The organism is Rhodopseudomonas sp. BR0G17 (genome assembly GCF_010907025.1).
Lineage (GTDB): Bacteria > Pseudomonadota > Alphaproteobacteria > Rhizobiales > Xanthobacteraceae > Rhodopseudomonas > Rhodopseudomonas palustris_H.
In genome coordinates this window covers 1-17,382 of the sequence record NZ_QUML01000007.1, presented here as the reverse complement: position 1 = coordinate 17,382, position 17,382 = coordinate 1, and the positions used below count along the sequence as shown (strand labels likewise).

The window sequence follows — 17,382 nt, the reverse complement described above, 5'->3', positions numbered from 1 at the left end:
GTTAGAGGTCCGCGAACAGCGATCCGGCCTCGAAAGGCCGCTCTCCGATTTTCGCCTTGACGGATTCGCGCTTGCGTTCATCGGGGCCGGCGAGCGCGAGCGCCATGCGGCGGCGGATATCGTCGCGGTACTCGGCCTCGCGCTCGATCAGCACCGCGCGGCGGCCCTCGCGGAACGCCGCCTCGCCCGTGGTGCCGGTGCCGGCGAACGGATCGAGCACCACCTGCCCCGGCGCCGTACTTAAGCGAACGAGGTACTGAATCACGTCGACCGGCTTAATCGTCGGATGCTTAGAACCGACGCGGTCGTGCGCATCGGCCTTTGCGGAATAGAAGAAACGCGCGGCCGAGCCGCCGTCGCCGAAACCCACCTCGCGCAGATCACCGCGCGGAAACGCCGATCCGTAAATGCCGTTACCATCGGCCGAACCGCCGCGCGTCGCTCTGCCGCCGCCAGCAGCGGCAGGAAACCCCGCGATCACGCCGGCGCTGCCGTCATGGATCACGTTCGCCGGAAACCGCCCGGTCCCGTTGGACGGCCCGCCGCGCTCGGCCGCCTTGTGCGAGAACATCGAACGCCCCGGCCGGCGATAGCCGTCATGCCCCGGCGTCACCTCGGAATAGTCCGCGCTCGCCTCGATCACCTCGCTCGCGTCTGCGGTGATCCGCGCCGCGTCGATATTGATAGCGCCGGTGCCGAACGCCGCGACGTTGTCGGCGATCGAGCCGATCAGCGGCTTGCGTGCCATCACGATCGGCTCGAATGCGGGCTTGAGCGCGCTGCCGAAGCCGGCGAATTGCTGCGCCAGATCGTGCCGGAACGGCGCCTCGCGCCGCATTTTCTCGCCGTCGGAAAGGTAGAAATACTCGGTCACGCCGCCGACCTTGCGCGGCTCACACAGCGTCTTTTCGAAATCCAGCGATACCGCGTGCGACTTCGGAAAGCCCGAGCCGAATACCCAGGCGAGCAACCCGCCAACGTCGCCGGACTCCACCACGATCTGCAGGAAGGCCGCGCGCTGCGCATCGTTCAATGAGTTGAGAAACCCGACGATCCGCGCGTCGGCGTCGATCATGTCGAGAATGCAGTCGCGGGTTTCAAATCCCGCATCCTCGATCGCCACCTGCATCCGGCCGAAGCCGCGCGACGCGCCGAACGCGAGCAGGTGCGCGCCGGGTTTCAGCACCCGATACACCTTGCGCCAGATATCAGGCCGGAACGCGATATCGCCGCCGTCCCATTGCTTGCCCATGAAACCGGCCGAGGTGCGCTTGTAGGCGCCGCCCGAGCGATCGTCCTGCGCCGGCGCAGCGCCATCCTTTCCGAACCGCTGCACGATCGAGGTGAGGTGATACGGCGGATCGCACACACACGCGTCGATCGAGCTTTCCGCCAGCGTATCCAGCACCGCCAGGCTGTCACCGGCATGCAGCATCACCCGGCCGCCGAGCAGCGCCTCGCCGCCGTGCGCGTCGATCGTCATCGCTCCCCCCTGCACTTGCTCGTGGCGCGGCCTTGCAGCGCCGCGGTGTTGCGCACCGCCTGCGCGATCATTTCGCGCAGCTCGCGCTTAGTCGGCTCGGCGTGCGCCGCTGCGCGCGCCGCAAAGCCGGCAGCGTCGTTAGCGTCGACAAAGTTTCGGAATTGCCGGCTGTGCGCGTCGCCGCGATAGAACCGCATCGCCCGCGCCCCTAGAACGGAATATCGTCATCGAGAGGCGGCGAAGCCCGGCCCGAGCTGATCCCGCCCGAGCCGCGTGGCGGCAGCGTGCCGCCGCTCGCCGGCGCCGTGGTGCGCGTGGTGCCGTAGTCGCCCTCGCCCTGCGCGCCCGGCACGCCCTCGCGCTTGTCGAGCAGCGTCAGGGTGCTGTTGAAGGATTGCAGCACAACCTCCGTCGTGTACCGATCGACGCCGCCCTGATCCGTCCATTTGCGGGTTTTCTGCGCGCCCTCGACGTAAACCTTGCTACCTTTCTTGAGGTACTGCTCGGCGATCTTGGCGAGGTTTTCATTGAACACGACGACGCGGTGCCACTCGGTCGCCTCCTTGCGCTCGCCCGTCGTTCGGTCGCGCCACGTCTCCGAGGTCGCGATCGAAAACGTCGCGATCGGTCGGCCGTCTTGGGTGTGGCGAATATCCGGATCGGTGCCGAGGTTGCCGATCAAGATGACTTTGTTAACGCTGCCGGCCATGCCGCTTAGTCCTTCATTTCGGAAGATTTGAGAGATCAGCGCACGAACCGCGCGCGGCCCGCCTGCATGACGGCGCAGCAGGTGCGGGCATCGCGGCCAAGACCGCGGTGCTGGTGCTCTTGCCCATGCTTGGGCTTTTGATCACCACGACGCCGCCAACGGAGCGGATGCAGCTGATCGGGCCGATCGCCGTGGCCGCGCTCACCGCGCCACCCCGGCTCGCCGCGCGCGGCTTTGCTGATCGAGCGCCCGCGCCATCGCCATCAGCTTGTCTTGCGTCACCGGCGGCTGCGCGAGGTACTGCGTCGGAACCTCGACCACCATCGCGTCGGGATCATGCGCGTGGTGCAGCGCCGCCAGCGAGCGCGCGCAGGCGGACGCGTAGCAGGGATTAGGCTGCGCGATCGGCGAGGCGTCGGTGTCATCGGCATCGACAATCGCGCCGATCGAGCCGTCGCAGGCGAGCGCGGACGGCGCGAGCGGCACACGCGCGCTACTACGCGCCGCAAAGTGCGGCCGCGGCCCGCTCGGCAACCGGCCGGCAGCCTTCTCGCCTTCCCAAAACCTGCGCACATGCCGCGGCCCGAGATTGGCCGCCGCGGCGATCGCGTCGAGCTTGTCCGGCCCGTGCCACGCATCGCGCAGCCATTGTTGACGCACCTCGCTGATCATCCCCTCACCCCCTTGCTCACCAGTTGGAAAAGATCGTCGCGCGTGATCGCGAGCGCCTGCTCGGCGACGAAGGCGAGGCGCAGCACCGTTGCGCCGGTCGCCAGCGGTTCGGACGCAATCAGCTTGAGCGTGTGTGTTAGCAACGCCGCGCCGCACCCGGCGCCGCCGGACTCGGCAAAGTCGGCCTCGATCTCGATCAGATCGGGCAACATCGGAATTGCCAGATCGGGCCGAGCGATAATCGTCTCGGCCGCACCGATCAGCCGCGACAGCGCGCCGCGCAGGCTTCCGGCGATCACGGCCGCACCATCCGGCCGCGCCCTGCGCCGCGCGGGTTGCGGCTGCCGTCATCATTCCGGCAGGCGCAGGCGTCGAGCCGCGCGGCGCAGTTGCAACTAACACCGTCGCACGACGCGAGCCGACGGCGACGGGCGACGAATACGATGATCACGCCGGCGATCGCCAACGGCGCGCAATAGACGAGCGCGATCGCGATTTCGAACCTCACCACGCGCCCCTCAACGTCATGTCGGCGTAGAGGTCGGGCGGCTCGCGCGTTAACTCTGGCGCGCGCGGCGCCTCATCGGTCGCGACGGCCAGCGCCCGCCGGACCACGAATGGCGAGGCGCAAGCCGGACAAGAACAACCGCCGCCATTCCCCGCGCCGCAGCGCGCAGGCTTTTCATCCGCTTGAGACATGACTCCCCCGCTGCCGCGGAAGCCTTGTTCCGCGGCCCTACCCCGTGATTCGACATTTGGAACTGGACGAACTAGGGTGGATGCCGGCAGCCGCTGACACGGCCGCCTCCCCAGCTTTTCCGCACCCGAATCGCCAACCGACTCGATGCACACTCCGGATATACGCGGCACTTATATTTCGCAACCCGCCCCATACGTCCGGCGGTTATGGGATCGCGAAGCTGCGCCCTACTCTCGGCGCATGTCACCGTCGTTGGAAAAGCTCATTCGCGACACGCGCCTCGCGCTTGGCAGCAAGGGAAAACCCCTGAGCCAAACGCGTTTCGGCGAATTGGTCGGCGTGAGTCAGGTCGGCGTTTCGCGCTGGGAAAGCGGCGAAGATGCGCCGACCGAAAAAAATTTGTTGAAGCTGATCGAGATCGAGCCGGCGTTTGCGAAATTCCTGCCGAGCCGAGCCATCAACCTGCCCGTTTACACCATGGTCAGCGCCGGCGCGTTGTCGGCGGCCGAAACGGTCCTCGACGCCCACCTTGACGAATTGCGGCGAATTCCCGTCGCCGGCCTGCGGAACGGAGATTATTTCATTCTTCAGGTCGAAGGCGACAGCATGAACAAGATCGCCCCCGACACCAGCTTTATCGTTGTCGACCGCGCCGACCGCGAACTTGTGCCGGGCAAGGACTACATTTTCATGCACGATGGCCGCGCGACCTTTAAGCGGTACCGCGCCCGCCCGATGCGACTGGAACCCTATTCGCACAACCCCGAGCACGATCCGATCGAACTCGACGGGCTGGAAGGCGTCAGCGTCGTTGGACGCGTCGTCAAAGTTTTCCTCGATCTCTGATTAGGACGGCTGACTGATTCGACGAACTCCGCCCGGATTATAAGCAGAGAGGATTTTCAACCTCAATTTTATACGTTGCACTTATTTTTTGCGTGGACTTTTCAAAAGCGACGCTTTTAGATTTCGGCTCTCCACTAGGAAAGGAAGCCGATGTCACTCGCCATCACCACCGCATCAGCAAGCGACCCGCGCCGCCTGCTGTCCGGCCATCGCGCCATTCTCGCTCTTGCCGACGATATGCGCACCGCCGGCGTCGGCGTGACAGAAACCGACATGCTGCGCGCCGGCTGGACCGCCGAGCAACTGCAACGATACGGCAACGCCGCGGCGAATACCGCGCGGCGGCTCGCCTGTCGTGTCAACTAGAACACGGTGACCGCTATGCGCAGCCGTCGCCTTTCCGAAGCCTGCATATTTGCGATGCGCGCCGTGCGCGACCATCGCGCAGTATTCAATCGTAGCGTCGCCACCAACATCCGCGCCGTCGCGCGGGTTTTTCCCGAGTTTGTCAGCATCAACTATCCACCCATTCGCGGGACCACCGAGACACCGATCCTGTTTGCGACACTTTCGCCGGCGGGACACGCGTTCATCACGCCACGAAAGAGCTTCAAGAGCTGCCGTCGACGCCCGGTGCAGCCGTGAAGCTGCAAACCATGATCGCACTCGACGCTAACGGGGACATGCTCGACGAGGCTCAGATCGTCCCGCCGCGCGCGAGCGCCAGGCGTCTCAAAAAACTGTTCGCCCGGCGCGCCGACGTGGCGCGCGTGATCCGCATCACAACGGAGGAAAAGCGCCCATGAGGCCGCGTGTCGACGATCCTACAAACAAGGCCGCCCGCGCCGAGAAACTGCTCGACGCAATCAAGCTCGAAACGCATTGGCTGTTGATCAGCGCACGCCCGCGCAATTACCAGATCGACGAGTCGCACTACGCCGAAGATCGCGCACTGTTCGTTAAGGTCTGGCCGCTGATCCGCGGCCAGCGGGTGCCGGAGTCGTTCCTTACCGACTTCTATAGCGTGCGCGATCAGCACGCCTCGGCACTCACACACCTGATCGAGATCAGGCGCCAGCGCGCCCATGCTCGGCGGATGAACCAATGAGCCTCAACGGATATTTGCTCGGCGTCGCACTCACCAGAGCGCGCGCGATCGACCCCGAAGCGTTTGACGACGAAAAGGTGCTGCAGATCGAACCGGCACGCCGTCACGCGGCGCTGCACCTTGCCCGCCAACAATTGCAAGCCCCGAACCGGCTCGACGGCGCCATCATCAATCCGGAAGGCGACGCGGTATGACAACGCCTCAAGCTGTCGGCCGGCTTTGCCATAACGCGACGCTGCTAATCGTCGGCGGCGTCAAGTTCGATAGTTACAAAACTGGCATCAATGACTTCGAACGCCGCAGCGCCGACGGCCGAATTTGCCTTCGCCGCTGCCGCGGCGCGTCGACCTATGTCGCGCTCGTCGACGGCGCGGCGATCAAGAATGGCAGCGGCAAGCCGAAGCGATTCCAAACGCAAACCGGCGCGGCCGCAGCCGCCGTCGCGCTGATCAGCAAACGCCTCGACGTGAAAAAATAAGCGAACCGTGCCCCGAGCCCGCCAACCAGCACCTTTCCACAAGCCGCCCGAGGAATTGCTCGAGCTGGTGCGGGCGCTTGCCAAACGCGCGGCGCGCGAGGATCATGCGCGGGATATGGCGCGGCGGGAAAAGGCCGGCGGCGCCGCAGCCGCCAGCCCGAGCCCATGATCCGCGCCGCCATTTACGCCCGATTTTCCTCCGATCTGCAGTCCGACCGCTCGATCGACGATCAAATCGCGCTGTGCCGTGAGATCGCGGCCCGCGATGGAATGGCCGTTGTCTCTACCTTTGAGGATCGGGCGATTTCAGGCACCAGCGCGATTAACCGCCCCGGCTTCGCGACCATGATGCGAGCCGCCGAGGCGAGGCTGTTCGACGCCGTGATCGCCGAGGATGTCGACCGCATTTCGCGAGATCAAGGCGATTGGCACGCCGCCCGCAAGCGCCTCGATTTCCTCGGCATCACGATCCACACCGCAAGCGGCAAGGTCGGCAAGCTCGACGGCGCGCTGCGCGCGCTCATGGGCGAAATGTTCATTGAGAATTTGGTGGTGCACGTCCGCCGCGGCATGGACGGCGTGGTGAGATCGGGCCGCCACGCCGGCGGCCGCGCTTTCGGTTATCAGGCCGTGCCGGGCAAGCCGGGCGAACTGGAGATCGTCGAAGCCGAGGCCGAGATCGTCCGCCGCATCTTTACCGAATACGCCGCCGGTGCCCCGCCCCGTGACATTGCCGGGCGACTCAACGCCGAAAGCGCGCCAGCGCCCCGAGGCACGCGCTGGAACGCGTCGACGATCAACGGCAACGTGCAGCGCGGCGCCGGTATCTTGCTCAATGAGCTTTATACCGGCCGGATCGTTTGGAATAAGGTCCGGATGATCAAAGACCCGGCGACGGGCAAACGAATTTCGCGACCGAACAAGCCCGATCAATTTCGCACCGCCGAGGCGCCGCACCTTCGGATTATCACAGATGACCTGTGGCGAGCGGCCCAAGCCCGCAAGGCACGCACCAGCACGCCAGGCGCCCCGCGCGCGATCCAGCGCACCGCCCGCATTCTCGCCGGACTAATCCGTTGCGGCTCGTGTGGCGGCGGCATGTCGTCGATCGGCAACCGCGCCGGCACCGCCCGACTGCAGTGCTCGACGCACCGCGAAAGCGGCGCCTGCACCAACAGCCGCCGCATTAAGCGGGATGACGTTGAACGACTCACCTTCGAAGGTCTGCAGAGAGAACTAAAAAACCCGGTGTTCCTCGCCGAATACGTCGCGACTTATAACGACGAACGCCGCCGACTTGCCAAAGAGGCAGACACCGACCGCGCCAAGCTCACCCGGCGCCAAGGCGAGATCACCCGGCAGCTCGACCGCCTGATTGACCTTGTCGGCCGCCTCGGCGCCGATCCGGCGCCCATCGTGCCGCAGATCAACGCGTTGCAGGCCGAGCGCGAAACCATCGCCGCGCGGCTCGACGCGATCGGCGAGGCCGGAAACGTCGTGGCACTGCATCCCGCGACGATTGCGCGTTACCGGACCGACATCGCGACACTAGCGGAGCTGATGCAGCAAAACGAAATCGGCGAGGTCGACGGCGCCGCCGACCGGCTGCGCGAACTGGTGGATTCGGTTGTGGTGTACGCACCCCCGAACAGCGCCGATATCGAGATCGAGATCAGGGGACGCCTCGAAACCCTCTTGCAAGCCCCGCCCGCAATGCGCCGCATCGCTGGAAACGGCAGGGGGGGCTTGGTGGTAGCGGGAGAGGGACTTGAACCCCCGACCCCAGGATTATGATTCCCGTGCTCTAACCAGCTGAGCTACCCCGCCACGGTGGTTCGCCGTCGGCCTTGCGAAGAAGGCGATGCGAACGCGCGGCATATAAGGAGGCGCGGGTTGCCCTGTCAAGCAATGCCGGACAGGGCAGGAAAACTTGCCGATACGGCTATTTCGGACGGACCGTCGGATCGCCACCCGGGCTGCCCGGCGGCGGAATCACCGGGGTTCTGCCGACGTCCGGGGTCGGCGCCCGGATTTCCGGGTCGACGCCGGTCGGCGGGCAAAGCACGCCATCGGTCTTAGCGAGCTTGTCGCCGAGCGGCTGCTGGGTCTGGCCGGTGGTGGCACCTGGAGCGGTCGTGCCGGGCGGATTGACGGTCGCATGCGGCGAGCATTCGGTCGCCGACGGCGCCGTGGTGGTAGGCGGCTTGGGCGGCGCCTGCGCCGCTGCGGGCGCGGCCGCCAGAGCCAAGCATCCGAGCGCGATGGTCAGTTTTGACATCATGCCCGGACAACGTGGCGAAGCCTGCCACGTTCCGGCGTCACACGGTCACAGTTTGCGATAGCGGATCAGCGAGAAGTGGCCCATCGGCGGCATTGGCCGGCGCTCTGCGAGTTCCACCCCGCGGTTGTGCGCCGCCCAGTTCACCAGCCGCTGCCACGGGAACTCAGGCCGCCAGCCGAGCCGGCGCGCGATCGGCGAGAACGCCAGTTCGAACAGTTTGCGCGGTCCGCTTTCGGCGCCGATGTGGTTGACCAGGATCAGCTCGCCGCCCGGCTTCAGCACGCGGACGAAATCGTCCAGCGTGGCTTCCGGGTCCGGCACCGCGGTGATGACGTATTGCGCCACGACGGCGTCGAAGTAATCGGCCGGAAACGCCAGGTTCTTGGCGTCCATCACCGCCAGCACATCGACATTGCTGAGGTTCAGCGTGCGGACGCGCTCATGCGCCTTGCGCAGCATCGGCTCGGAAATATCGACGCCGCACAGCCGGGTGGTCTTGGAATAATCCGACAGCGACAGCCCGGTACCAACGCCGACGTCGAGCACACGCCCGCCGATCGCATCGGCCACCGCGATGGTCGATTGCCGGCCGCTGTCGAACACTTTGCCGAAAACCAGATCGTAAATCGGCGCCCAGCGCGCGTAGGCTTTCGCCACGCCCGCGCGATCGATGTCGTTCGCCATACTCTGCCCCGAAAATCCTTTAGCCGCGCACGGCGGCCAGCGCCGGCGCCTCGATTTGCTCGCGCCCGCCTTCGAACCGGCGCGGCGCAGCGCTCTTGATGAAGCCGCCGCCGAGCACGCGGGCCTGGCCCTCGGCCGCATCGTAGAACACGCAGGCCTGCCCCGGCGACACGCCCTCCTCGCCGACCACGAGTTCGACCTCATAGCCGCCGTTCGCTGCGCGCAGCCAAGCCGGCTGCGGCGCCCGCGTCGAGCGCACCCGGACGAACAGCTCCAGGCCGTCGCCGATCACGTCGTCGAGTGCCCCGTCGCCGATCCAGTTGATGTCGCGCAGCACGATCCGGTCCATCAGCAGCGCTTCGCGCGGGCCGACCACGACCTGCCGCCGCGCCGCATCGAGCCGCAGCACGTAAAGCGGCGAGCGCGATGCGATGCCGAGACCGCGGCGCTGGCCGACGGTGAAGTGGACGATGCCGGGATGCTGGCCGAGCACGCGGCCGTCGACATCGACGATGTCGCCCGGCTCCATCGCGTTCGGCTTCAGCCGCTCGACCACGTCGGTGTAGCGCCCGGTCGGAACAAAGCAGATGTCCTGGCTGTCGTGCTTGTCGGCGACCGACAGGCCGAACTGCCGCGCCAACTCGCGGGTCTGCGGCTTAGTCATGTCGCCGAGCGGGAAGCGCAGGAATTGCAGCTGCTCGCGCGTGGTGGCGAACAGGAAGTAGCTCTGGTCGCGGTCGCGATCGGCGGCGCAGACCAGCGCCCGCGATCCGTCATCGAGGCGCCGCGACGACACGTAGTGACCGGTCGCCAGCGCCGAGGCGCCGAGCTCGCGCGCGGTCGCGAGCAGGTCGCGGAATTTGACCGAGCGGTTGCACTCGATGCACGGCACCGGCGTCTCGCCGGAGGCGTAGCTGTCGGCAAAGCTGTCGATCACCGACTCGCGAAACCGGCTTTCATAGTCGAGCACGTAATGCGGAATCCCGATCCGCTCGGCGACCGCGCGGGCGTCGTGAATATCCTGGCCGGCGCAGCAGGCGCCCTTGCGATGGATCGCCTCGCCATGATCGTAGAGCTGCAGCGTGATGCCGACGACGTCGTAGCCCTGCGCCTTGAGCAGCGCGGCAGTCGTCGAGGAATCCACGCCGCCGGACATCGCGACCACGACGCGGGTGTCCTGCGGCCGGCCTTCGAGATCCAGACTGTTGAGCATTGGTTCAGTCATAAGCTGCGACCGGCGTCCGCCGCGCGGTCATCCTTCCGCAATGTCCGGAAGCGGCAGGGCCAATTCCGCAAACCTCGGTGATGCATGCTTTTAATATAGGCCGCCTCCCGGAGGCGCAATCGCAGCGGCCCGGTTTTGCGGGCCGCGGCCGCGGCAAATTCTGCCGCAGCGGCAGAAATAGCGTGGCAAAGCCCGGTTCCGCCCTGCCGTTGCCGACGCCAACCATCTGGATTCACTCACTCTTTTGTTTGGCCCGGTCCTTGCTGAAGGTGCTTTGGACTGAAGAGTGAGAGATTGCCCGTGGTCAACGCATCGCCAGACGTCGCAGCCAGCACGCCCGCCCCCGCGCCTCGCACCCAGGCGCGCAACGAGCGTTCGTCGCATATGGACAATTTCGCCGCCCTTGTGGACAGCAATACCGCTGCCTACGACAAGGCCAGCTCGGCGCCAAAGCCGGACACCCGGTCCTCGAGCAGCGCCTCGGACGACCGCGGCATCAGCCGCAGCTCCCGCACCGACCGGAGCGATACGACCGATCGCAGCCGCTCCCGCGACACCAACGACGACTCCCGCCGCGCCGATAACGCCGCGTCGTCCGATCCGGCCAAGCCGGACGCCAAGACCACCGACACCACCGGCGGCGACAAGACCGGTACGACGAAGAGCGACAAGGCGGACAACACGAAGTCGGCCAAGGACGACAAATCCGGAGCCGCCAAGGACACCGACGCCAAGGGCGCCGACCAAGCCGACAGCAAGGACGCCGGCGCGACCCCGCCGGTGACGATCACGCCGAACGCGACCGCGCTGATCGCTGCCCAGATCACGACCGCCGCCACCGGCCCGAACGCCGAAGGTGACGCCGCCGGCAGCGCGACCGGCACGCCGCTGGCGATCGCCGCCGCCGCGGCGCTGAAGGCCAAGGCCGATGCCGGCACGACAACGACTCAGACCGCTACCGCCGACCAGACGGGGACCGCCGAGGCGACCCAGGCAGGCGTCGCGGCCGATCCGAAACTCGCCGCGCTGGCAGCCCAGGCCAACGGCGCCAAGGCCGACACCAAGGCGGGCGCCAAGACCGACGGGACAGCCAAGTCGGACACCAAGGGCGAGGCCACCACCCCAACGACCGCGCAGGCCGCGGCCGCCCAGGCGGCAACTGCCAACGCCACCACCGGAACGCCGGTGCCGCCGCAGCCCGGCCAGACGACGCCCGACGGCCAGCCGGCCGGAGACGCGAAGCTCGCCCACGCGCTCGCTGGCGCCGGCGACGATGCGTCGCCGAAGTCCGGCGCCTCGCACCTGAAGCCGGACGCGGCGCTGCCGCAAGCCCAGGCGCAGGCCGATGCCAACACCATGCTGCCGCAGACACCAATCGCGGTGCCCCAGCATCTGCAGCCGGCGGCCACCACCGGCGTCAATGCGGCGGCCGCCTCGCAGCTCACCGCGACCAACGCCGCCAACGCGCCGGTGCCGGTCGAAGGGCTCGCCGTCGAGATCGCCACCCGCGCCAAAGGCGGCGCGACCCGCTTCGACATCCGTCTCGATCCGGCCGAACTCGGCCGTATCGACGTGCGGATCGACGTCGATCGCCACGGCCAGGTGACGTCGCATCTGACGGTGGAGAAGCCTGAGACGCTGCAGATGCTGCGCCAGGATCAAACCCAGTTGCAGCGCGCGCTCGACGATGCCGGTTTGAAGACCGGCGACAGCGGCCTGCAGTTCAGCCTGCGTGACCAGTCCTCGTCGGGTCAGCAGGGCCAGCAGCAGGAGAGCGGCCGCAGGTCGCAGCGGCTGGTGATTTCGCAGGATGAACTGCCGCCCACGCCGGTCGCGAGCCGCGGCTACGGCCGCATGCTCGGTGCGAGCGGCGGCGTCGATATTCGAATCTGAGGAGCAACGCGCATGTCCGTCGATTACACAACCGCGACTACGCCGTACTCGGCCCCGAATCCGAACTACTCCGCCGACAGCGCCAAGTCCAAGACCAGCTCGACCCCGGGCATCGCGGACAATTTCCAGACCTTCCTGACGCTGCTGACGACACAGCTCAAGAACCAGAACCCGACCGACCCGCTGGACACCAACCAGTTCACCCAGCAATTGGTGCAGTTCGCCGGCATCGAACAGCAGCTCAAGACCAACGACTCGCTGAGTTCGCTGGTGCAGCTGCAAACCACCGCACAGGCGACACAAGCGATGAGCCTCGTCGGCGCCAACGCCATCGTCGACGGCAGCAAGGTGCAGATGAGCGAAGGCAAGGCGATCTGGTCGCTGTCGACCGACAAGCCGGTCAGCGCCCAGGTTTCGATTCAGAGCGACACCGGCCAGACGGTGTATTCCGGCAAGTTCACCATCAATGCCGGCAAGGATCAGGCGTTCAAATGGGACGGCCGCGGCAACGACGGCACCCAATGGCCGGACGGCAACTACAAGCTGTCGATCGTCGCCACCGATGCGTCGGGCAAGACCGCCACGGTCTCCACCCAGATCCAGGGAACGATCGACTCCGTCGACCTCACCCAGACGCCGCCAAAACTGTCGATCGGCGGCCAGAACTTCTCGCTCGATCAGATCAACAAGCTGGTCCGGGCCAACAGCACCGCCACCTCGATGTGACGGTGCCGCGCGCCCGGATCTGCCAGGCGCTTACTGCTCGATCAGCTTGTCGGCGAAGTAAGCGATCGTCTTGCGATACACCAGCGCACGATTCCACTCGCGCATCGCTTCGAAATTCGCCGAGCCTTCTTCGTAGGAGCCACCGGCCTTCCAACCGGCACTCTTCAGCAGATTGGCGGTCGAGGCCAGCACGTCCGGCACGCTGTGGCGCAGGTCGACGTGGCCGTTGCCGTCATAGTCGACGCCGTACTTGATGTAGGACGACGGCAGGAACTGGGTCTGGCCGATTTCGCCGGCATAGGCGCCGACCATATCGCGCAACGTCAGGTCGCCGCGCTGCAGGATCTGCAGAGCCGCCAGCAGTTCGCCCTGGAACAGCTCGGTCCGGCGGCAGTCATGCGCCAGCGTCGCCAGCACGCGGAACACCGGCAGCTTGCCCATGTCGCCCTTGCCGTAATCGGTCTCCAGGCCCCAAATCGCCACCACGATCTGCGGCGGCACGCCGAACTGGCGCTCGATCCGCGACAGCAGCGAGGCGTGGCGCATCAGCATCGCGCGGCCGGCCTTGATGCGGCCGGCGCCGACCCGCGTCGAGACGTATTGTTCGAAGCTCTTGTTGAAGGTGCCGCGCTGACGGCGATCGAACGCCAGCACGCCGGGGTCCTCGGTGACGCCGCCGAGCGCCTGCGAAATCACGCCCTGCGAAATTCCGGCCTGGGTTGCATCAGCAGAGAAGCTGGCAATGAAGCTGTTGAAGTCGCCGCCGCAGCGGGCGGCCTCAGCCGGCGCGGTGGACAGCAGAGCGCCGCCGAGGGCGCAGGTGACGAGAGCAAGGCGCAGCTTCAACATCTGAATCGTGTCTCCAAGCAAGGGAAATGGCGAAGGGAAAGGACGGCGTACCGAACTTGAATGCGTATTGATGCGTATTGCTATGACAACCGCGCGAATCTACCATTTCATACTTGCGGTTGCGAGGCGGGACCAACAGCGCCATATCTGACCCGACAAGTCGGCCCCGAATCCAGGGACGCTGGCGACAAGCTGGCGAACCATCGTTAGCGAAGGGAAGAACATCATGCCGCGCCGGAGTGCCTTGCTGGGCCAACCGCTGTTTCGCCTGCTGGCGATCAATCTGGCGATCGGTGTGATGATCGCGGCCTTGCTGCTCGGCGGGCTGCTGTATCTCAACCCCGGCCATCTGCGCGATCTGATCTTCGCCGACGACTCGCCCGGCACCGCGCTCGGCCTGCTGCTGTTCGGCTTCGTCGTGACCTTTGGCTCGGCCGCGATGGGCTCGGCGATCATGGCGATGGGCAGCGATCTGCGCGGCGGCGGCAAGGGCGGCAAGAAGCTGGAATTGCCGATCGAACTGATCCCCGGCGCGAAGGCGATCCCGGTCCGCGCCGAGCATGGCGCCCGCGCAGTGCGTCGGCACGGCAGCCTCTGAGCCGGCAGCTTGCGGCGCCTTCCGGCGCCGTAGCGCTCCACCTCTCCCGATCCGCTCGGCCCGCGCCATCGCGGCTCCTCTGGCATCAAAACCGCGCCGATGAACCCATCGGCGCGGTCGTTGTTTGCATCCCGGAACTGTCGCGGATCACCGTGGCGAAACGGCGGCTGAGCGCCGCCGTCACCCGTTCACGCATCAGGCCGCGCGGCGCTGATGCTTGCCCTCGCGGATCTCCTCGATGATCTTGGCCGAGAACGCCTCAAGGTCGCCCGGGTTGCGCGAGGTGATCAGGCCGTTGTCGGTGACGACCTGGGAATCCTCCCACTTGGCGCCGGCGTTGATCACGTCCTGCTTGATCGAGTGGTACGAGGTCATCCGCTTGCCCTTGGCGATGCCGGTTTCGATCAGGAGCCACGGCGCGTGACACACCGCCGCCACCGGCTTGCCGGCATCATAGAACGCCTTGATCAGCTTCAGCGCGTCCGGATTGACGCGCAGCAGGTCCGGATTGATCTGGCCGCCAGGCAGCACGATCGCGTCGTAATCGTCGGCCTTCACCGCGCCGAGCTGCTTGTCGACCTTCACCGGCCGGCCCCAATCTTTCATGTCCCAGCCTTTGATCTCGCCCTGTTCCGGCGAGACGATATCGACCTGCGCGCCGGCCGCCTTCAGCTTGTCGCGCGGGGTTTCCAGTTCCGACTGTTCGAAGCCGTTGGTAGCCAGAATAGCGACGCGCTTGCCATCGAGTTGGCCTGCCATATGTGCTCTCCATGTCGTTGATCAGCGCCCCGCTGAGTAATCGCAGGCACGGATGATCGTTCCGCAGGGAACACAGCAGATGAGCCGCCGTCAGGGAGCGGTGAAGAGCAAGGACCCGGTCGCGCCCGGACGTTCCGTCAGGCCTGCGGCGCGGGCGGGCGCGATCAGCAGCGATCCGGGATAGGCAGCGATCAGCGGAAATGCGCCGGCTGTGATCTGCCGCATCAACTCGGCTTCCGAGCGTTTCCCGGTGAGGAATGCCTGGCCGGCGTTGAACTGATCGTAGCCCGACGTCTGCCCCGACCAATAGCACAGCGCCAGTTCATCGCACATCGCTGGCCCGCGCTGCTGCGCCATCCACGCAACATCGGCTCGCACCGCGGCCTGCCGTGCCTGCAACTCATCGAGTAGTCGCGGTTCAGTGACGAAGCGGATGAGATCACCCGAGGGCAGTAGCACCAGCCGCAGGCACAGGGCGCCAACGATCAACGCCTCCGTGGTCACCACGCCGAACCGTGCAGACAGCGGCGACTGATCCAGCTGCGACAGCAGCACACCCGCTGCGATACAGGCCGCGATGATCCAGTCGAACAGGCAATTGATGTTGACACCCTCGCCGATCCGCGTGACCACGAAGGCGACACAGCCGAACGCCAGCAGCAAGCTCACCAGACGGAATTCCGCGGTCGGACGGGCGGCGCGGACGAACAGGATCCACACCACCAGCGGAATGACGAAACCCTGCAACCAGCCGAGCAGACTGACGACGTTGTACAGATTGACGGTGCGCGGCGTCATCAGCTGGTTGAAGAACGGGTGACCATAGGCTGCGAAACAGACAGCGAAGCCAATTCCTAAAAACATCAGCGAATAGCTGAGCCAACGCAGCAGCGCCCGGCGGTCGTACCACGCCAGCCACGCCGTGCACGCCAGTGGCATCGCCAGCTCGTTGTGCTTGATGAATCCGGCCACCACCATCACCAGCGCAGCAAGCGCTAGATAGACGGCTCGTTGCGGTGCGTGCGTGAACAAGGCGAAGCCCGCCGTCATCACAGCGAATGCCAGTAGCTGCGGATCATTGACGCCGACATAAAGCAGATAGCTCTTGCTGACGATGCCGAGCCAGAGACAGCCCGCGAAGATCGCATACAGCACCGTGCCGCCGAGATTGCGTACGACGATGCCGATGTTGACGCCGATTGCGAGCGTGGCCAGCAGCGACAGCAAGCGCCCCGCGATGATGTTATCGCCGAGGAGCGCACCAACGGCGCCGACAATGTAGAACGATAGTGGTGGATAGTTGTTGAACATGAAGCTGTCGGCCGCCGGATACAGTGGCAAGCCGCTCAGCGCACGCGCCGCATGGATCGCGTTCCAGCCTTCGTTGGCGCCGATCGGCACCTGGACGAACAGCCGCGCAAACACCCAGGCCAGATTGAGCCCGGTCACGACCAGAATGAACGCGCTGCCGATCGTCGCTGTCTTCGCCGACGACCACGCCCCGCCCTGCACGCCGTCCCGTGCACTCGCCGCCTGATACAAACCAGCCGCCCCCAGCCGCAGGCACTGAACTGATGCCAACTGTCAGCATAGAGATTGGTACGATACCGTCCATTCGACAAGCGACCGAGGCAGATGACGATGAGCTGCAGTGAATACCGGCGACGAACTAACGAAACGATGTGTTATTACAGAAATGGTGATGAGCGTACGTAGATTTGGTATCAGCATCACGGAGCGATTGACCGCAATCCTCGCTTCACCGCTCCGTGCGGAATGGCTTGTTGCCTGAGAATTGCGGAAGCGACAGCGGCGAGGCGGGCGAGAGCTACAGCAAGCGCGAGGCCTGAATTCCGGGATCCCGGATTTCGCTTCGCCTCATCCGGGCTACGGACTACGTAGCCTTCACCGCTGCCGGCCAGAACATCGTCAGCCATACGCTCGGCTGGTCGGTCGCGGTGGCTTCGACGCGGTGGCGGCAGTGGGCGGGGATGTCGATCCAGGTGCCGGGGATGAGATCGACGGTGCGGTCGCCGTCTTCAAACCTCAGCACGGCGGAGCCCGACAGCAGCACGACGAACTCGTCTTCGCTCTGATCGTACCAGAACCCGTCCGGACTCGATTGGCCAAACGAGACGATGCGCTCGACGCGGATGCCGCCGCGCGCCAGCAGGGTGTCGAGCACTTCGTCGGGGCCGGCGGGCGGCAGCGCGCTCAGGAGATTTCCGTGGGGTGCGTCCATCGTTCTCAATCCTCGGCGCGGAATTTGGCGCCGATCGGCGCCGGCCGCCATCCGTCTTGCGATGGAGCTTGTGTTTCGCCGCGCGGCGGTTCATACCGCTTTTGCCCGCCCCGGCCCACGGTCCCCCGC

General features: G+C 65.9%; 24 protein-coding genes, 1 tRNA gene and 1 pseudogene. 10 read left to right on the top strand and 16 right to left on the bottom strand.

The features are described 5' to 3' along the window. Window position 1 precedes the first annotated feature (1 nt). The 6 genes from DY467_RS07525 to DY467_RS07500 all read right to left on the bottom strand — a co-directional run bounded on the left by DY467_RS07525 (window position 2) and on the right by DY467_RS07500 (window position 3,372). Window positions 2-1,483, bottom strand: a complete 1,482-nt coding sequence (locus tag DY467_RS07525; RefSeq protein WP_164634989.1) for a DNA methyltransferase — start codon at window positions 1,481-1,483, stop codon at window positions 2-4. Continuing rightward, window positions 1,480-1,680 (bottom strand): hypothetical protein, encoded by a 201-nt coding sequence (locus tag DY467_RS07520; protein WP_164634987.1) that lies wholly within the window; start codon window positions 1,678-1,680, stop codon window positions 1,480-1,482. Before DY467_RS07520 ends, DY467_RS07525 begins: the two co-directional genes overlap by 4 nt. Window positions 1,681-1,691: 11 nt before the next feature. Beyond that, on the bottom strand, window positions 1,692-2,192 hold the full coding sequence (gene ssb, locus DY467_RS07515) for a single-stranded DNA-binding protein (RefSeq protein ID WP_164634985.1): 501 nt from the start codon (window positions 2,190-2,192) through the stop codon (window positions 1,692-1,694). Between the two features lie 201 nt (window positions 2,193-2,393). Beyond that, window positions 2,394-2,864, bottom strand: a complete 471-nt coding sequence (locus tag DY467_RS07510) for a hypothetical protein (RefSeq protein ID WP_164634983.1) — start codon at window positions 2,862-2,864, stop codon at window positions 2,394-2,396. After that, complete coding sequence (locus DY467_RS07505; RefSeq protein WP_164634981.1) at window positions 2,861-3,076, bottom strand: hypothetical protein; 216 nt, start codon at window positions 3,074-3,076, stop codon at window positions 2,861-2,863. The genes DY467_RS07510 and DY467_RS07505 overlap by 4 nt, the downstream gene beginning before the upstream one ends. Window positions 3,077-3,159: 83 nt before the next feature. Continuing rightward, a complete protein-coding gene (locus DY467_RS07500; protein WP_164634979.1) occupies window positions 3,160-3,372 on the bottom strand; it encodes a hypothetical protein in 213 nt (70 codons plus the stop codon). A 444-nt stretch (window positions 3,373-3,816) separates the two neighbouring features. Here DY467_RS07500 and DY467_RS07495 point away from each other — a divergent pair, with 444 nt between their 5' ends. From DY467_RS07495 to DY467_RS07470, 6 genes are all read left to right on the top strand, one after another. Continuing rightward, the gene (locus DY467_RS07495) at window positions 3,817-4,410 is read left to right on the top strand and encodes a LexA family protein (RefSeq protein WP_164634977.1); all 594 of its coding nucleotides are present in this window, start codon (window positions 3,817-3,819) and stop codon (window positions 4,408-4,410) included. 150 nt (window positions 4,411-4,560) lie between these two features. Further along, on the top strand, window positions 4,561-4,776 hold the full coding sequence (locus DY467_RS07490) for a hypothetical protein (RefSeq protein WP_164634975.1): 216 nt from the start codon (window positions 4,561-4,563) through the stop codon (window positions 4,774-4,776). 15 nt (window positions 4,777-4,791) lie between these two features. After that, complete coding sequence (locus tag DY467_RS07485) at window positions 4,792-5,055, top strand: hypothetical protein (protein WP_164634973.1); 264 nt, start codon at window positions 4,792-4,794, stop codon at window positions 5,053-5,055. After that, window positions 5,052-5,216, top strand: a complete 165-nt coding sequence (locus DY467_RS07480) for a hypothetical protein (RefSeq protein WP_164634972.1) — start codon at window positions 5,052-5,054, stop codon at window positions 5,214-5,216. The genes DY467_RS07485 and DY467_RS07480 overlap by 4 nt, the downstream gene beginning before the upstream one ends. Continuing rightward, window positions 5,213-5,518, top strand: coding sequence for a hypothetical protein (locus DY467_RS07475; RefSeq protein ID WP_164634970.1), 306 nt, complete (start codon window positions 5,213-5,215; stop codon window positions 5,516-5,518). The genes DY467_RS07480 and DY467_RS07475 overlap by 4 nt, the downstream gene beginning before the upstream one ends. Continuing rightward, window positions 5,515-5,712 (top strand): hypothetical protein, encoded by a 198-nt coding sequence (locus tag DY467_RS07470; RefSeq protein ID WP_164634968.1) that lies wholly within the window; start codon window positions 5,515-5,517, stop codon window positions 5,710-5,712. The genes DY467_RS07475 and DY467_RS07470 overlap by 4 nt, the downstream gene beginning before the upstream one ends. A gap of 44 nt (window positions 5,713-5,756) precedes the next feature. On the opposite strand, the gene DY467_RS07465 is transcribed toward DY467_RS07470, so the two are convergent. Next, window positions 5,757-6,080, bottom strand: a complete 324-nt coding sequence (locus DY467_RS07465; RefSeq protein ID WP_164634966.1) for a hypothetical protein — start codon at window positions 6,078-6,080, stop codon at window positions 5,757-5,759. Between the two features lie 81 nt (window positions 6,081-6,161). On the opposite strand from DY467_RS07465, the pseudogene DY467_RS26475 reads away from it, so the two are divergent. Beyond that, window positions 6,162-7,163: pseudogene (locus DY467_RS26475) on the top strand (recombinase family protein); the annotation flags it as partial. Window positions 7,164-7,232: 69 nt separating this feature from the next. On the opposite strand, the gene DY467_RS26470 reads toward DY467_RS26475, so the two are convergent. From DY467_RS26470 to mnmA, 5 genes are all read right to left on the bottom strand, one after another. Further along, complete coding sequence (locus tag DY467_RS26470) at window positions 7,233-7,505, bottom strand: hypothetical protein (protein WP_246701482.1); 273 nt, start codon at window positions 7,503-7,505, stop codon at window positions 7,233-7,235. A 241-nt stretch (window positions 7,506-7,746) separates the two neighbouring features. Beyond that, a tRNA-Met gene (locus DY467_RS07455) sits at window positions 7,747-7,823 on the bottom strand. A 115-nt stretch (window positions 7,824-7,938) separates the two neighbouring features. Next, window positions 7,939-8,277: a hypothetical protein gene (locus DY467_RS07450; RefSeq protein WP_164634964.1), complete on the bottom strand. Its 339-nt coding sequence runs from the start codon at window positions 8,275-8,277 to the stop codon at window positions 7,939-7,941. Window positions 8,278-8,322: 45 nt separating this feature from the next. Beyond that, window positions 8,323-8,961 (bottom strand): class I SAM-dependent methyltransferase, encoded by a 639-nt coding sequence (locus DY467_RS07445; RefSeq protein ID WP_164634962.1) that lies wholly within the window; start codon window positions 8,959-8,961, stop codon window positions 8,323-8,325. 19 nt (window positions 8,962-8,980) lie between these two features. After that, entirely contained in the window at window positions 8,981-10,174 is a 1,194-nt protein-coding gene (gene mnmA, locus DY467_RS07440) for a tRNA 2-thiouridine(34) synthase MnmA (RefSeq protein ID WP_107343443.1), read from the bottom strand. Window positions 10,175-10,486: 312 nt separating this feature from the next. On the opposite strand from mnmA, the gene DY467_RS07435 reads away from it, so the two are divergent. Continuing rightward, window positions 10,487-12,079, top strand: coding sequence for a flagellar hook-length control protein FliK (locus DY467_RS07435; RefSeq protein ID WP_164634960.1), 1,593 nt, complete (start codon window positions 10,487-10,489; stop codon window positions 12,077-12,079). A 12-nt stretch (window positions 12,080-12,091) separates the two neighbouring features. Beyond that, window positions 12,092-12,805, top strand: coding sequence for a flagellar hook capping FlgD N-terminal domain-containing protein (locus tag DY467_RS07430; protein ID WP_164634958.1), 714 nt, complete (start codon window positions 12,092-12,094; stop codon window positions 12,803-12,805). A 30-nt stretch (window positions 12,806-12,835) separates the two neighbouring features. Here the strand turns inward: DY467_RS07430 and DY467_RS07425 are convergent, their stop codons facing one another. Next, window positions 12,836-13,654: a lytic murein transglycosylase gene (locus DY467_RS07425; protein ID WP_164634956.1), complete on the bottom strand. Its 819-nt coding sequence runs from the start codon at window positions 13,652-13,654 to the stop codon at window positions 12,836-12,838. Between the two features lie 226 nt (window positions 13,655-13,880). Between DY467_RS07425 and DY467_RS07420 the strand changes: the two genes are divergently transcribed. Beyond that, a complete protein-coding gene (locus DY467_RS07420) occupies window positions 13,881-14,252 on the top strand; it encodes a hypothetical protein (protein ID WP_164573767.1) in 372 nt (123 codons plus the stop codon). Between the two features lie 195 nt (window positions 14,253-14,447). Here the strand turns inward: DY467_RS07420 and DY467_RS07415 are convergent, their stop codons facing one another. The 3 genes from DY467_RS07415 to DY467_RS07405 all read right to left on the bottom strand — a co-directional run bounded on the left by DY467_RS07415 (window position 14,448) and on the right by DY467_RS07405 (window position 17,253). Then, window positions 14,448-15,011, bottom strand: coding sequence for a type 1 glutamine amidotransferase domain-containing protein (locus DY467_RS07415; protein ID WP_107343438.1), 564 nt, complete (start codon window positions 15,009-15,011; stop codon window positions 14,448-14,450). Between the two features lie 90 nt (window positions 15,012-15,101). Then, entirely contained in the window at window positions 15,102-16,592 is a 1,491-nt protein-coding gene (locus DY467_RS07410) for a glycosyltransferase family protein (protein WP_164634954.1), read from the bottom strand. A gap of 313 nt (window positions 16,593-16,905) precedes the next feature. Beyond that, window positions 16,906-17,253, bottom strand: coding sequence for a cupin domain-containing protein (locus DY467_RS07405; RefSeq protein WP_164634952.1), 348 nt, complete (start codon window positions 17,251-17,253; stop codon window positions 16,906-16,908). Between the last annotated feature and the right edge of the window lie 129 nt (window positions 17,254-17,382).

Excerpts from the sequence above, each read along its gene's own strand:
- DY467_RS07525 (WP_164634989.1), bottom strand. The coding sequence starts at position 1,483 with ATGACGATCGACGCGCACGGCGGCGAGGCGCTGCTCGGCGGCCGGGTG.
- DY467_RS07520 (WP_164634987.1), bottom strand. The coding sequence starts at position 1,680 with ATGCGGTTCTATCGCGGCGACGCGCACAGCCGGCAATTCCGAAACTTT.
- ssb (WP_164634985.1), bottom strand. The coding sequence starts at position 2,192 with ATGGCCGGCAGCGTTAACAAAGTCATCTTGATCGGCAACCTCGGCACC.
- DY467_RS07510 (WP_164634983.1), bottom strand. The coding sequence starts at position 2,864 with ATGATCAGCGAGGTGCGTCAACAATGGCTGCGCGATGCGTGGCACGGG.
- DY467_RS07505 (WP_164634981.1), bottom strand. The coding sequence starts at position 3,076 with ATGTTGCCCGATCTGATCGAGATCGAGGCCGACTTTGCCGAGTCCGGC.
- DY467_RS07490 (WP_164634975.1), top strand. The coding sequence starts at position 4,561 with ATGTCACTCGCCATCACCACCGCATCAGCAAGCGACCCGCGCCGCCTG.
- DY467_RS07485 (WP_164634973.1), top strand. The coding sequence starts at position 4,792 with ATGCGCAGCCGTCGCCTTTCCGAAGCCTGCATATTTGCGATGCGCGCC.
- DY467_RS07475 (WP_164634970.1), top strand. The coding sequence starts at position 5,213 with ATGAGGCCGCGTGTCGACGATCCTACAAACAAGGCCGCCCGCGCCGAG.
- DY467_RS07470 (WP_164634968.1), top strand. The coding sequence starts at position 5,515 with ATGAGCCTCAACGGATATTTGCTCGGCGTCGCACTCACCAGAGCGCGC.
- DY467_RS26470 (WP_246701482.1), bottom strand. The coding sequence starts at position 7,505 with ATGCAGTGCCACGACGTTTCCGGCCTCGCCGATCGCGTCGAGCCGCGC.
- DY467_RS07450 (WP_164634964.1), bottom strand. The coding sequence starts at position 8,277 with ATGATGTCAAAACTGACCATCGCGCTCGGATGCTTGGCTCTGGCGGCC.
- DY467_RS07445 (WP_164634962.1), bottom strand. The coding sequence starts at position 8,961 with ATGGCGAACGACATCGATCGCGCGGGCGTGGCGAAAGCCTACGCGCGC.
- mnmA (WP_107343443.1), bottom strand. The coding sequence starts at position 10,174 with ATGCTCAACAGTCTGGATCTCGAAGGCCGGCCGCAGGACACCCGCGTC.
- DY467_RS07430 (WP_164634958.1), top strand. The coding sequence starts at position 12,092 with ATGTCCGTCGATTACACAACCGCGACTACGCCGTACTCGGCCCCGAAT.
- DY467_RS07425 (WP_164634956.1), bottom strand. The coding sequence starts at position 13,654 with ATGTTGAAGCTGCGCCTTGCTCTCGTCACCTGCGCCCTCGGCGGCGCT.
- DY467_RS07420 (WP_164573767.1), top strand. The coding sequence starts at position 13,881 with ATGCCGCGCCGGAGTGCCTTGCTGGGCCAACCGCTGTTTCGCCTGCTG.
- DY467_RS07415 (WP_107343438.1), bottom strand. The coding sequence starts at position 15,011 with ATGGCAGGCCAACTCGATGGCAAGCGCGTCGCTATTCTGGCTACCAAC.
- DY467_RS07405 (WP_164634952.1), bottom strand. The coding sequence starts at position 17,253 with ATGGACGCACCCCACGGAAATCTCCTGAGCGCGCTGCCGCCCGCCGGC.